General features: G+C 37.8%; 15 protein-coding genes. 6 read left to right on the forward strand and 9 right to left on the reverse strand.

What is annotated here, in order from left to right; genetic code table 11:
• Window position 1: 1 nt before the first annotated feature.
• On the reverse strand, window positions 2-376 hold the full coding sequence (locus AA637_RS11700) for a group I truncated hemoglobin (protein ID WP_446682906.1): 375 nt from the start codon (window positions 374-376) through the stop codon (window positions 2-4).
• Window positions 377-521: 145 nt separating this feature from the next.
• On the opposite strand from AA637_RS11700, the gene AA637_RS11705 reads away from it, so the two are divergent.
• The gene (locus AA637_RS11705; RefSeq protein WP_446682907.1) at window positions 522-749 is read left to right on the forward strand and encodes a hypothetical protein; all 228 of its coding nucleotides are present in this window, start codon (window positions 522-524) and stop codon (window positions 747-749) included.
• A gap of 80 nt (window positions 750-829) precedes the next feature.
• On the opposite strand, the gene AA637_RS11710 is transcribed toward AA637_RS11705, so the two are convergent.
• The 3 genes from AA637_RS11710 to clpS form a co-directional block, all read right to left on the reverse strand.
• Window positions 830-2,068, reverse strand: a complete 1,239-nt coding sequence (locus AA637_RS11710) for an LL-diaminopimelate aminotransferase (protein WP_446682908.1) — start codon at window positions 2,066-2,068, stop codon at window positions 830-832.
• Between the two features lie 77 nt (window positions 2,069-2,145).
• Window positions 2,146-2,436, reverse strand: coding sequence for a DUF2103 domain-containing protein (locus tag AA637_RS11715; protein WP_069790380.1), 291 nt, complete (start codon window positions 2,434-2,436; stop codon window positions 2,146-2,148).
• Window positions 2,433-2,729 carry an ATP-dependent Clp protease adapter ClpS gene (clpS, locus tag AA637_RS11720; RefSeq protein WP_446684584.1) on the reverse strand — a complete coding sequence of 99 codons (297 nt, stop codon included), beginning with the start codon at window positions 2,727-2,729 and terminating at the stop codon, window positions 2,433-2,435. The genes AA637_RS11715 and clpS overlap by 4 nt, the downstream gene beginning before the upstream one ends.
• Window positions 2,730-2,968: 239 nt before the next feature.
• On the opposite strand from clpS, the gene psbZ reads away from it, so the two are divergent.
• Together psbZ and ribH are read left to right on the forward strand one after the other, a co-directional pair.
• Window positions 2,969-3,157, forward strand: a complete 189-nt coding sequence (psbZ, locus tag AA637_RS11725) for a photosystem II reaction center protein PsbZ (RefSeq protein ID WP_069790382.1) — start codon at window positions 2,969-2,971, stop codon at window positions 3,155-3,157.
• A 137-nt stretch (window positions 3,158-3,294) separates the two neighbouring features.
• Window positions 3,295-3,774, forward strand: a complete 480-nt coding sequence (gene ribH / locus AA637_RS11730) for a 6,7-dimethyl-8-ribityllumazine synthase (RefSeq protein WP_069790383.1) — start codon at window positions 3,295-3,297, stop codon at window positions 3,772-3,774.
• 176 nt (window positions 3,775-3,950) lie between these two features.
• Here the strand turns inward: ribH and AA637_RS11735 are convergent, their stop codons facing one another.
• Both AA637_RS11735 and AA637_RS11740 read right to left on the reverse strand, forming a co-directional pair.
• On the reverse strand, window positions 3,951-4,709 hold the full coding sequence (locus AA637_RS11735; RefSeq protein ID WP_446682909.1) for a phosphoadenylyl-sulfate reductase: 759 nt from the start codon (window positions 4,707-4,709) through the stop codon (window positions 3,951-3,953).
• 119 nt (window positions 4,710-4,828) lie between these two features.
• Window positions 4,829-5,014 (reverse strand): hypothetical protein, encoded by a 186-nt coding sequence (locus AA637_RS11740; protein WP_069790387.1) that lies wholly within the window; start codon window positions 5,012-5,014, stop codon window positions 4,829-4,831.
• Between the two features lie 343 nt (window positions 5,015-5,357).
• On the opposite strand from AA637_RS11740, the gene AA637_RS11745 reads away from it, so the two are divergent.
• Complete coding sequence (locus AA637_RS11745) at window positions 5,358-6,116, forward strand: alpha/beta fold hydrolase (RefSeq protein ID WP_446682910.1); 759 nt, start codon at window positions 5,358-5,360, stop codon at window positions 6,114-6,116.
• A gap of 25 nt (window positions 6,117-6,141) precedes the next feature.
• On the opposite strand, the gene AA637_RS11750 is transcribed toward AA637_RS11745, so the two are convergent.
• The 3 genes from AA637_RS11750 to lipA form a co-directional block, all read right to left on the reverse strand.
• Entirely contained in the window at window positions 6,142-7,206 is a 1,065-nt protein-coding gene (locus AA637_RS11750) for a mannose-1-phosphate guanylyltransferase (protein WP_446682911.1), read from the reverse strand.
• 147 nt (window positions 7,207-7,353) lie between these two features.
• Window positions 7,354-8,718, reverse strand: a complete 1,365-nt coding sequence (locus AA637_RS11755; protein WP_446682912.1) for an MATE family efflux transporter — start codon at window positions 8,716-8,718, stop codon at window positions 7,354-7,356.
• A 30-nt stretch (window positions 8,719-8,748) separates the two neighbouring features.
• The gene (gene lipA, locus AA637_RS11760; RefSeq protein ID WP_446682913.1) at window positions 8,749-9,630 is read right to left on the reverse strand and encodes a lipoyl synthase; all 882 of its coding nucleotides are present in this window, start codon (window positions 9,628-9,630) and stop codon (window positions 8,749-8,751) included.
• A 264-nt stretch (window positions 9,631-9,894) separates the two neighbouring features.
• Between lipA and AA637_RS11765 the strand changes: the two genes are divergently transcribed.
• Window positions 9,895-11,226 carry an FAD-binding oxidoreductase gene (locus AA637_RS11765; protein WP_446682914.1) on the forward strand — a complete coding sequence of 444 codons (1,332 nt, stop codon included), beginning with the start codon at window positions 9,895-9,897 and terminating at the stop codon, window positions 11,224-11,226.
• Between the two features lie 85 nt (window positions 11,227-11,311).
• Window positions 11,312-13,450 (forward strand): caspase family protein, encoded by a 2,139-nt coding sequence (locus AA637_RS11770; protein ID WP_446682915.1) that lies wholly within the window; start codon window positions 11,312-11,314, stop codon window positions 13,448-13,450.
• The last annotated feature ends 24 nt before the right edge of the window (window positions 13,451-13,474 follow it).

Raw genomic sequence — 13,474 nt, forward strand, 5'->3', positions numbered from 1 at the left:
ATTAACGGTTTAAAACATCGTTACGATGTTCCACTGCCCCAACAATGGTAACGACTTCATCAATGTTTTCTTGAGATACATTCAACTCATGGAGGGTTTCTACAAGGTTTTGGGCGATCGCATCAAAATGAAGATCTGTCAAGCCCATTTTGTCCACTAAATCCTTATGGGCATCCCTCATATTACGACCAGTGAACTTCTCAGTACCACCGAAAGCATAGGTCATAAAAGCCTTTTGATGATTTTTTTGCTGTTTCATATCAGTATTAACAAAAAAGTGTTTTACCCTTTCATCATTTAATACCTTTTCATAAAACATATCCACAGCGGTATCTACAGCTTCTTTTCCGCCTAATTTTTCGTATAAAGTTTTCATTTTTAATGTTGTGTCAAAGTTTCACTACATGTTCATTGTAGATCAACCATAAAAATCTGAGATATTTAAAAATGTTAAATTATCCTGACATTTACTTTGTATTTGGTATAATTTTATACAGAAGCAAAAAAAAAGGATAAACCCTATGGATTCCACAAAATGGGAACAAGAAGAAGCCAGAATCTATCAACCCGGCACCCCAGTACAACTAAAACAAGAGGGAGGAAAAATATACTATGTGGAAGAATATGATCCGATGTTTGTACCTCCTGTCTGGTTAGAAAACTATCCCAAACCTTGCTATCCCGAACAATTGAGAGTCTTATCAAATCTGTTTTGTGTCTTGCCCCAAAGAAGTTTACAAGTTGCTTAATTACTGTAGTTTAAAAAACTAAAAAAGGGCAAATCTTCCCAAAGAAAAGACTTGCCCCAATTATTCTGGTTTAAAAACAATTAAGCGAAATTAAAAGTTGTGGTGATACGCTTCATCGCTTCAATGACATTTTCACGACTATTAAACGCACTAAGACGAAAATAACCTTCCCCAGCTGCCCCAAATCCAGAACCAGGGGTACCAACGATATGGACGTTATGAAGTAGTTTATCAAAGAAATCCCAACTAGATAAACCATCGGGAGTTTTTACCCACACATAGGGTGCATTCACGCCACCATAAACAGTTAAACCTGCTTTGGTTAATTCTTGGCGAATGATACTAGCATTTTCGAGATAGAAGTTAACTAATTGACTAATTTCCGCTTTTCCTTCGGGGGAATATACCGCTTCGGCCCCTCTTTGCACAATGTAGGATACACCGTTAAATTTAGTGGATTGACGACGATTCCAAAGTTTCCAGAGTTCTACTTCTGAGCCATCATTGGCTTTTCCTTTGAGGGTTTTGGGTACTACGGTAAAGGCGCAACGGGTTCCCGTGAATCCTGCATTTTTGGAAAAGGAACGAAATTCGATCGCACATTCTCTCGCTCCTTCAATCTCGAAGATAGAACGAGGTAAACTAGGATCAGTAATAAAAGCCTCATAGGCAGCATCAAAAAGAATGATAGAGCCGTTTTCTCTGGCATAGTTTACCCACTGTTGTAAATATTCCTTGGTGGCGGTAGAGCCGGTGGGGTTGTTGGGGAAACAAAGGTAAATTAAATCTACGGGTTCAGCAGGGATTTCGGCGGTAAAATCATTATCGGCACTAATGGGAAGATACACTAAACCTTCATATTCTCCCTTCTCGTTAGCGTCTCCTGTGTGTCCTGCCATTACATTAGTATCCACATAAACGGGATATACGGGGTCAGTTACGGCAATTTTGTTGTTTTTGCCAAAAATGTCTAAAATATTGCCACAGTCGCACTTAGAACCATCGGAGATGAAGATTTCTTCGGGGGATACATCACACCCGAGAGCTTGAAAATCGTTCTGGGCAATTTTTTCCCTTAACCAGCCGTATCCCTGCTCAGGACCATATCCTTTGAATGAAGTGCGATCGCCCATATCCTCAATGGCCTTACTCATGGCATCACGACAGGCTTGGGGTAAGGGTTCGGTAACATCTCCAATACCTAACTTAATAATATTCGCTTCAGGATTATCTTGAGCAAAAGCACTTACCCTTCTACCAATTTCGGGGAATAAATAACCAGCTTTTAATTTTAAATAATTATCGTTGATACTTGCCATATATAAATAATTGTAAAGATACTATAAGCTATAGTATCACCCCAGATCCACCACCATGACAAAAATCATTCTACTGTCTATGAAAGGATATTGGCGATCGCCCCTTCCAACTCATCCTGAGTTAAATCTGTAATAATGAAAACCTCCTGTACACTCTTCCCCTGACGGGCAATGAGCTTAAAACCCCCTCGAATCGGCACAGAAACCTTTAATTTCAGATGGGGAATGTGACTGCGCGAACGACTCAAAACCGCAGGGGTAATGGTGCGAATCCCATCATAAACCACTAACTTTTCTAAAATGGGAATTAAACCATCCAAATGGGTAGAATGATTCCAAACAATGCGTCCTTCCGATGACTTACTCATGATGCCTCCAATGGTGCCATGGTCAAACCCTCTCTCCTTAACTGTTGATGATACAACTCCGCCTGTTCCAAAGGCCCTGCCCAAACCATCGCCTGACCTTGAAAATGTACCTGATTAGTCAAATTCCACGCCAACTCCTCTGTCATCTTGGGGATATGACGCATCAAACAACTAGCCACATGGTCAAAGGTATTAAAATCATCATCCAAAACGATAACCTTATAATTAGGGTAAGGTTTGCGGACAGTTTGTTCAGACTTCGTCGGAGTAACTATAGCACTTCCTAATACCATATCAGTCATAAAAGGTTATTAATATCAATATTTTTTTCAAAACTTAACGTCCTGTTTTATTAATTATATAGTAACTCCCTTGCAAACATCGGAGCATGATAGAGACACACAAAGAGATTATTTTTTACACTTAAACCCCTCCACTGCCCAAATGACTACCCAGAATGTCCCAAATTAGCATAAACTATTTGAAGAAAGTTTGTTTAGTAAAAAAAATATATTCAAGGAGATAAAAAAACATGGGAGCTATATTCCAATTACTTTTAACAGCATTGGTTCTTTTTTCCTTTATCATGATTGTTTATGTACCCGTTGCCTACGCCTCTCCCCAAAACTGGGAACAGTCTAAATCTATTCTCTATATCGGCTCTGGTTTATGGATAGCCTTAGTAGTTGCCGTCGCCGTACTCAACTTTTTCGTGGTATAAGTTCAAAACTTCTTAACAAAAATTAACATTTATTCAAGAATTTCTGAACAGAATAAACAACAATTTTTTTGATCAAAAGGGGCTTTTAGATAAGCCCTATTATTTTTCTAGCAATAAGTAACTTTTTATTTTTAAATATGGCAGTTTTTGAAGGTAATTTTACCCAAGACATCCCAAATCTTCGCTTTGCATTGGTTATCGGGCGTTTTAACGATTTAATCAGCAATAAATTATTAGCCGCCTGTCAAGATTGTTTAAAAAGACATGGCATTGATGTAAACCCAGAAGGAGAACAGGTGGACTATGCTTGGGTACCGGGTAGCTTTGAAATTCCCCTCGTCTCCCGTAAATTGGCAGAAACGAAAAAATATGATGCCATCATCTGTTTAGGTGCTGTAATCAGAGGAGATACCCCCCACTTTGACTATGTTTCTAGTGAGGTAGCCAAAGGGGTTGCTTCAGCTTCTGTGCAAACGGGAGTACCAATTATTTTCGGTGTTTTAACCACTGACACCATGCAACAGGCTTTAGAAAGGGCAGGTATTAAGAGTAACCATGGTTGGAGTTATGCTATGAATGCCATTGAAATGGCTACTCTGATGAAGCAGTTTAAATAAAGCTAGGCAATACGACAAAAATACAGTAGTTAAGGCGTGGGAGTGTCAATTACCAACGTTATCTCAAAGTTTCAAATGGTGGGCATTGCCCACCCGACAGAATCTCAATATTATTTGTCAGTGAGTGCAATATTTTTTTATCACCGTTGCCCGTTGCCTGTTCCCTATTCCCCAGTTTATAATTGACTAGAATCAAGACTTTGGGCTTCATCGTTGCTGAGAGGTAAATGTAACCCACACTCTTGTTTTACCCCATGGAAACGGGTATCTCTTTCATCTCCATCAGTGGCACTTAATGGACGGCTGGAATGCCAATCTCCTACGGATACGTAACCTTTATCGAAGTAGGGATGATAGGGTAAATCATGCTTTGTTAAATATTCATAAATATCACGGGAACTCCATTTCAGAATAGGTAAAATCTTGTAGTGTTCCCCTTGTTTATTGACGTATTCTAATTGTTGACGGAATTTGGTTTGATTTTGTCTTAAACCTGCTAACCATGCCTCGGCTTTTAATTCTTTTAAGGCTCTTTGCATGGGTTCTACTTTCCTGATGCGATCATAAAGGTTTAAAGACTCAACGCTTTTATCTTGCCAAAGTTTACCATGAAGGGCTTCCATTCTGGCAGGACTCATTTCTGATTGATATACTTTTAGATTGAGGTTTAATCGGTTGGTTAATTCTTGGGCGAAGACGTAGGTTTCTTTGGGTAAATATCCTGTGTCAATCCAAATGATAGGCACATTGGGAACAACTTGGGTGACAAGGTGTAACATCACTGCTGATTGAATCCCAAAACTGGTACTCATTACCAAATGTTCCCCAAATTCCTGATTTGCCCAGTCAACGATCGCCTCTGCACTATAATCAACTAAATGGCTGTTAACGGATGCTAGATCTAAGGTTTCTTTGGCGGTAGATAATTGATACACAGGATATATAAATAAGTTTTTTATTTCTGAATAGATGAATTATATTCTAGGTTTCTTACCTTATATATGTCAACCGAATAGAAAAAATCCCACTCTCTAATGGTGGGAAAAAGAAATTATTAGTAGGCAAGGGTTTCTAGGGTAGAGCGTAAATATTCCCTTACTTGCTCGTCAGTTTGTTCTTGGCTAGATTTCTTCTCTTGTTGCCACTGTTTAAAACCAGAGCTTTTGGCGATCGCCTTTTTAAGATTGTTCCAAATTTCTTGATCTTTGCCTAAACCACTCGAAATAGTTGACATTGCCATAAATACCTATTCTCGTCATTAATATTTAGTCCTAAATACAATATAACTTAATATCTCTTTTCTTGATTGTAGTCATTGTCACAGTTTCATCAAGAGGTTTTGAGGGGCAGTTTACTAATGAAGTAAGGTTTTAGGGTTTTGTGTTTCTACTTCAAATAACCCATGGCTTTACACCTGAAAATTAATGATAATTACTTGCAATAATAGCTTAAATAGGATAAGCTAAGTTTAGCTTCCATAGACAGGAAGCTAGATGAATCGGTTACTTGTTTTGAGCAGGATCAAAGATCTTGCTTAAAACTTTTTTCATATTGTAAATCTATTGTCATTATAATTGAGAATTATGTTCAAGCATCCTGATGTTTTATGGTTAAATACAAATACCTATTTCAAGCGGTTTAACCTACCCATTATCAAATACCTATCCCGTCAAGTGTCCATTGGGCAATGGGAATATGAACAAAATCAGGATGAAGGGTGTTCTTTAGAAAGTGCGATCGCACTTTTAGACGATTATTTAACCATGGTCAAAAAACCAGTACATTTAATTGGTCACAGCACCGCAGGGGTGCTAGGTTTATTGTATGCCCGTAAATATCCAGAAAAAATAAAATCCCTAACCCTTTTAGGAGTAGGTGTAAACCCCAGTAGAGATTGGGTAGAGTATTATTACAACCTACGCAAAAACTTCCCTTGTCGTCGAGAAATTATTCTAACTCGTTTATCCCATCATCTATTCCACTATCAAAATCACTACTATCAAAAAGCCTTCCTCAATATCCTCGACAAAGCCTTACTATATTCCCTCTCTCCCCACTCTCTCTATGAAAACCCAGATATTCTCAAAGGAGGGATAGATAAACCCCTAATGGTGTGCGGTAGCTCAGAAGATGCTATCATATCTCCCCAAGATATGGAACAATGGCAACCTTACCTAAAAAAAGAAGATTATCTCTGTTTAATCAATCAAAGTAGTCATTTTTTTCATTATTTATCTCCCCAATGTGTAGGGCAACAAATCCTTCAATTTTTAAGTGCCACCTCAGATAACATTTTAAAATCTGAATTAGACAGAAAGATTCTTGATTTAGGTAGGTATTAATAAGTAATTATATGTCAACATTTCATTATAAAAACTCTTGACTATTATTTTGATTTTGTAATAACTTCAATGCTTTTTTAATATCCTGAGTTTGATTTTTATTAACCACTAAAGTAGCATTACCATCACGAACAATGACCACATCTTCTAAACCAATAGTCATAATTATTTCATCATTTTGACTACTATAAATAATTGAATTTTTAGTTTGATAATTAACACTATTAGTATTAGTTACATTATCATCATCAATTTTCGATAACAACCTTTCTAGGGCATTCCAGTCCCCCAAGTCATCCCAAGGGAAATCTGCAGGTAACACATAAGCCGAGGCCGTTTTTTCCATTAAAGCATAGTCAATGCTAATTTTTTCTAAATCAAAATATCCCTGTTCTCCCTTTTCCCGTAAAGGTTTCAATATTTGAGGGGCAAACTTTTCCAACTCTTGTAATACAAAACTTACCCCAAAAATAAACATCCCACTATTCCAGCTATAATCTCCCGTAGCGATGAATTCGGATGCGGTTTCTTGGTCTGGTTTTTCCGTAAAACGAGTTACTTTATACACAGGTAAGCCATTTATTTCTTCTTCCTTGTTTCCCTGTTGAATATAACCATAACCAGTGGAAGGATAAGTAGGGTTAATACCAAGGGTAACGATCGCCCTTTGGCTCTTTGCAAACTCAATACCTGCTAAAATAGTTTTAATGAAGCCCTCTGGAGACTCAATCCAATGGTCGGCGGGAAAAAAACCTGCGATCGCACTTCCCCCAAAACGTCGTTCTATCTCCAAACTAGCCCAAGTAACGGCGGGGGCAGTATCTTTGCCCTCTGGCTCAACTAAAATATTTTCTGAAGGTAAAAGAGGTAGTTGTTGCCTTACATTCTCCGCCACCAAAGCCGAAGTAATCACCATCAAATTATCCCAACCATCCACCAAAGGCAAAAGACGGTTAGCTGTAGCTTGTAAAAGACTGATACCACTGCCATCAAGACATAAAAACTGTTTCGGGCGCTGACGACGACTCAATGGCCAAAAACGCTCACCTTTTCCCCCTGCCAAAATTACGGGAATAAATTTTGATTTCATGTTTATAAAAAACTAAATTAATTAATAATACTAAATCTTATAGTAATAATATATTAATCGTGGCGGGGAAGAGGGAACGGGGAACAGGCAACAGTTAATAATGGTTTACTGTCAATTATCCATTATCCATTATCCATTATCCATTATTCATTGCTTTCCTGCTAAAGTTTGAAATCGCCACACAAAAACCACAGAGGCAATTACTACCCCAATCAAAAGTCCTAACCACAAGCCCACAGCCCCCAAATTTAAACCAAATGCAAACCAATAACTACAGGTTAAACCAATACACCAATAAAATAAGAAACTTAAAACCATTGGTACATGGGTATCCTGTAAACCTTGCAACGCCCCATAGGCAATTTTTTGCACTCCATCAAAGATATGGGCGATCGCCGCTACCCGTAAAATAGAGACTGCAAGGGATACAATAGGCGCATTTTCTGGCTCAAGCACATTAATATATAACCCCACAATTTGCTGAGGAAACACCAACAACACCACCACAATCAAAGCAGTCCATAAAGTTCCCACCGTAACACTAACTAACCCTGCTTGACGGATGCCTAACATATTCTCTTGCCCAAACCATTTACCAACCCTAGCAGTGGCAGCAAACGACATCCCCAATGGCACCATATAAATGATATTCATGGTTTGAAAAACAATCTGATGGGCGGCTAATCCATCGGTACCAAATTCTGCCATCAGATAGCTTACTGCGGTATATACCCCAACCTCAAGGGTAGTAAAGACTCCAATGGGTATCCCGATTGTCAGCAATTTCCATAGTGTTTTTGGTTTTAACTGATGGAGATGGGAAAAGAATTGATAGTCTTTAAAATGTTCACTCACAGAAAGATAAATAATTAAAGCCCCAAACATCCCCCACCATGTGAGAGTAGAAGCCAAAGCCAACCCTGCCAATTCTAAACGAGGAAATCCCCACACCCCAAAGCCCAAAACATAGTTACCCAAAATATTAAAACCCGTGGCGATGGTAACAATCCAAAAAATAGGACGGGCTTGGGATAGAGCAGAAACTACACCCCGTAACATGGCAAAGCCCAACGCAGGAAATAAGCCCCACAACATAATATCAAGGTATGTACTGCCTAATTCTACGGTGGTGCTATCTAATCCTAACCCCCCCACTAAACTATCAAAGTGGGCGGTGACTATCATAATGGGAATGGAGAGGAGTAGTGATAACCATAACCCCTGTCGGGTACATTGTTCGATGTCATTTTTATTACCTGCACCATAGGCATTTGCCACTAAGGGAGTAACACCCATAACGATGCCACTGGTGGCTATCATGATAGAAAAAAAGGTAATGAAAGCTAACGCACCAGCCGCCAAAATTTCGTTGCCCAAATGTCCCATCATCACGGTATCAGCGAATCCTGTGGTTAACTGTGCCACCTGGGCGCTGGCTAGGGGTATGGCTAGTTTTAAGAATGCCCTGATTTCTGTACGAATACCCAATTTTGAATCATTGGGAATGGTCATGTTAAAAAATCTCCAGTGTCCTTTATTTCTTTATTCCCCCGCATGGTAAGAACTACGCACCAAAGGAGCACTACGAACATGACTAAAACCCATTTTAAGGGCGATCGCCCCTAACTCTTCAAATTCTTTAGGAGTCCAGTATTTTTCCACAGGTAAATGAGCCAAAGACGGACGCATATATTGACCGATGGTGATGCGATCGCACTTTATGCCCCTCAAATCCTCCAAAGTAGAAACAATCTCCTCCTTGGTTTCTCCCAAACCCAACATTAAACCCGATTTCGTGGGAATACTATCATCAAATTCCTTCACCAAATCCAAAACCCGCAACGAGCGCTCATACTTACCCCCCCGACGCACAGGATTTTGTAACCGTGGCACCGTTTCCACATTGTGATTATAACAAGCAGGTTTTGCCCCCACCACCGTAGCCACCCTGAGCGCCTGTTGATTTTCCGCATCCTTCCCCGTACCAAAATCAGGAGTCAACACCTCAATTTGTGTCTTGGGGTTAACCTTCCTAACCTCATCCATCACCTTCACAAACCAACTTGCCCCTCCATCAGGCAAATCATCCCTCGCCACCGAAGTCAACACCACGTAACGCAACCCTAACAATTTTACCGCTTCCGCCACCTTTTTTGGCTCATCAGGATCAAGACTCATGGGCGCCTCCCCCTTATCCACCTGACAAAAAGCACAACTACGGGTGCATATATGCCCCATCAACAAAAAAGTAGCGGTGCCGTTAGCATAACATTCCCCACGATTGGGGCAACGTCCTTCTTCACAAATAGTATGAATTTCCCTTTGTTTAACAATTTTTTGCACCCGAGAAATTTCCGAGGCTTTACCAATGGGGGTTTTTAACCAGCTAGGCAAAGGTGCAGGAGATGAAACCCTTGAAGTCATAAATTTCCAAAAAACTACAAAGTTGTTGCGATGTAGTTAATGCTAACATATTCGTGGTGACAATTTATGGTTTTTTGTTTTGTCTGGTAAAGTCGCAGAGTGACGAGGGTAAGAAAAGATTTTTAAGTTTTGCTTAAGAGGGAAAAGTTTTGGCTTATTTCATAAAAAATATATATAAAAAAAGGAGTTGTTAGAGTTATTATATAAGTATATATTTGCTATCAATCTTTAAGTTATTATTTTTTTTGTTTTTTATTTATAAATATGTCCTCGATTAACTACCAAAATATTATCAATAAACTAGGCAATATTAAAATAATAATTGACTCAGAACAAGTCAAAAAATTATCTCAAGATTACTATTATTTTAGCCCTATTTTATTAAATAAATTAGCAGATAAAAAAGCTGATTTAATTGTTCAGCCTAGCAATGAAGAAGAAGTTTTAAAAGTTGCTCAAATCTGTGTAAACCACAAAATTCCTCTAACAGTAAGGGGTGCTGGTACAGGAAATTATGGGCAATGTATCCCTCTCCATGGTGGAATTGTCCTAGATATGACTGAAATGAGGCAAATTCATTGGATAAAAAATGGCTCTGCCTGTGTACAAGCGGGAGTAAAAATGGCAACCGTAGAAAGGGCAACCCGCAAGGAAGGATGGGAATTACGGATGATACCATCAACCTATAAAATCGCTACCATCGGGGGCTTTTTTGGGGGTGGTAGTGGGGGCATTGGTTCGATAAATTATGGACAATTAAGAGATAGGGGAAATCTTCACCGAGTAAAGGTTGTAACCCTTGAAGATGAGCCGAGAATTTTGGAACTAAAAGGAGATGAAACCAATCAAATTAACCATGCCTATGGTACTAATGGTATTATCACAGAATTAGAAATTCCCCTCGCTCCAGCTTATAATTGGTTAGATGTCATTGTTACTTTCCCTCACTTTATGAATGCCGCTCAATTTGCCCAACATTTGGCAGATAGTGATGGTATTATTAAGAGATTAATTAGTGTCCATGCTAGTCCTATTCCCGAATATTTTATAGCTCTCAAAAACTACTTATCAAAGGGAGAAAGCTGTGCTTTATTAACGGTTAGTGAAAACTCTATAAATTCTTTATCAGAATTAGTAAAAGAATATCAAGGTAAAATCACTTATCAAGAAGATTTAGAGAAAAAAAATAGCCTTAATTTAATAGAATTTACGTGGAATCATACCACCTTTCATGCCCGTAATATTGACCCTAATATTACCTATTTACAAACCTTCTTTTTTACCCTCGAAAAAGTAGAGCAAATGTATAAAACTTTTGGGGATGAGGTAATGATACACCTCGAATTTATGAGGCTAGGAGGTAAAGCTATCCCTGCAGGATTGCAGTTGGTAAGATATACCAATGAAGAGCGATTGAACGAAATTATCCAGTATCACGAACAAAATGGGGCTTTTATTGCCAATCCCCATACCTATATATTAGAAGATGGAGGAAGAAAACACATTGAACCTGAGCAACTAAAATTTAAAAAAATGGTTGATCCTTATGGTTTAATGAATCAAGGTAAAATGAAGGCATGGACAGAAAATAGTTAATTTCTGGTAAGTGTAATCACTCCCCATAAATGAAAAGATTTAATTTTTGGAAATCAATCAAATATCAATTGCCTAACACCTAATTATGAAACTTAATCGACGTACTTTTTTACAGGGGGCTGGTTTAAGTATTGCCTCTTTGGGAGGTTTTTTTGGTGAGACAATTTTACCTCGACACGAGTTAAGCCGTTATGCCCAAGCTTTGGGAGCATCTGATTCCCGAAAGTTAGCCCTTTTGGTTGGTATCAACCAATATTCATCCACCAACAATAATCTACGGGGTTGTGTGACGGATGTTGATTTACAAAGGGAGTTGTTAGTTTCTCGTTTTGGTTTTAATCCGCAAGATATTGTAACTTTAACGAATAAGGAAGCGTCGAGAAAATCTATTTTGACGGCTTTTGAGGAGCATTTGGCAAAACAGGTAAGGGAAAATGATGTGGTTGTTTTTCATTTTAGTGGTTATGGACGACAGGTAAGATTGAATAATGGTGACAAAAGTTTAACAGAAAGTTTGATTACCTCTGGTAGTAGTTTCAAGGGCGATGGTAATAATGAAGATATTTTATTAGATAGTTTAATTAGTTTATTTCAATCTCTGAAAACCAGTCGTTATACTCTCATTTTGGATACCAGTTATCAACCTTTTGAGGTATCTACGTCAACTAAGTTATGGTTAAGGTCTTATCGTGGTGATAATATACCTGTTATTAGTAGTGAGGAGTTAGCTTTTAATAAAGAGATTAAACAAAAAAATAAAAGTTCTAATTCTTTGTTAAAAGGAAATAAGTCTGGGGGGATAATTTTTACCTCAGCGACAGAAGGATTAGCCACAGAAATTACCAGTAATAGTTTTAATGCAGGTTTATTTACTTACAGCTTAACTCATTCTTTATGGCAAAATGTTGCCCCTATTACTAATCTAATTTTGACAAAAAAAGTAGCGGCTAATATTGCTCTTATTAATGGCGAATTGAAATATACTAATGTTACTTTGGCAATTAAAAATGATCTTGCTCCTTATTATATCCCAGCGGATGAAGAACATCATGGGGATACTGTTATAAAAAGTGTAAATAAAAATAATAATGTTGAGTTTGATTTAGTGGGTTTACCCTTATTAGTATTGTTTAATTATGGGATAAATTCTTGTTTTTCGACAGAAATTGATCTTTCTCAAAATGTGGTAATTCAAGTTAATTCTTTGATAGGAAATAAGGCTAAAGGAGTTATTCTAAAAGGAATTGATAAGGTAGAAACTGGTTTAGTTTTACGGGAAGCGGTGAGGGTAATTCCTCGAGAAATTGATTTGATGGTAAGTTTGGATAGTAGTTTACAAAGAATTGAGAGGGTGGATGCTACTAGCGCTTTGACTTCTGTGGGGGATATTAAGGCGATTAATTTGGGAGATGCTTACGGAGATTGTATTTTAGGGAAGTTAACTTCTAATGGTAGTTATGGTTTATTTTCTCAGGCGGGGGTATTGTTACCTAATACCATGGCAAAAATTCCTAATGAGGCGGTTTCAACGGCGGTTAAAAGGTTAAGTAATCCTTTGAGGAATAAGTTGGCTCAAAAGTTAGTTAATTTGACTCTCAATGGTAATGCTTCTCGTTTACCTGTTCGGGTAGCGGTGGAATATTCTCAGAATAAACAGAATTATATTAGTTATCAAAAAACTTCTTATAGTTTACCGTTAGAGAATCAAAAATCTAATATAAAAGCTACTCCTAATATTATCCAACAAAAGCAATTAATTAATATTTCTGCTGGTTCTTCTTTTTCTATTTCTATTCATAATGAAAATGACTATGATCTTTACTATATCATAATTGGTTTTAACTCTTCGGGAAGGGCGATCGCCTATTTCTCCACGGAAAATGTCATGGTAAATGCCCAAGAAACTTTTGTAATTCCTAATGAAAAAAGTTCAATAAAATTAATAGATAATGGAAATCAAGGCATTGGAGAATTAATTATCATTTGCTCTCAATCTCCTTTTAATAATACTTTTAATGAACTATATAAAAACAGTAAAAATAGTTTAGAAGAAGAATCAGTAATTGTCCTTGAAAATCCTGTGGCTGTTGCCCAATCCATTCTTTTAGATTTACACGAAGGCAGTGGCATTACTGCCGATTTAGTACCTAATTTATCGGATGTTTATGCCTTTGATTTGAGTAACTGGGTAAGTTTTAACTTCGTTTATGAAATTGACAGTTAAAGAGTTCATAACAAAAAAGTTTTA

It is taken from the genome of Cyanobacterium sp. HL-69 (genome assembly GCA_002813895.1).
Classification (GTDB): Bacteria; Cyanobacteriota; Cyanobacteriia; order Cyanobacteriales; family Cyanobacteriaceae; genus Cyanobacterium.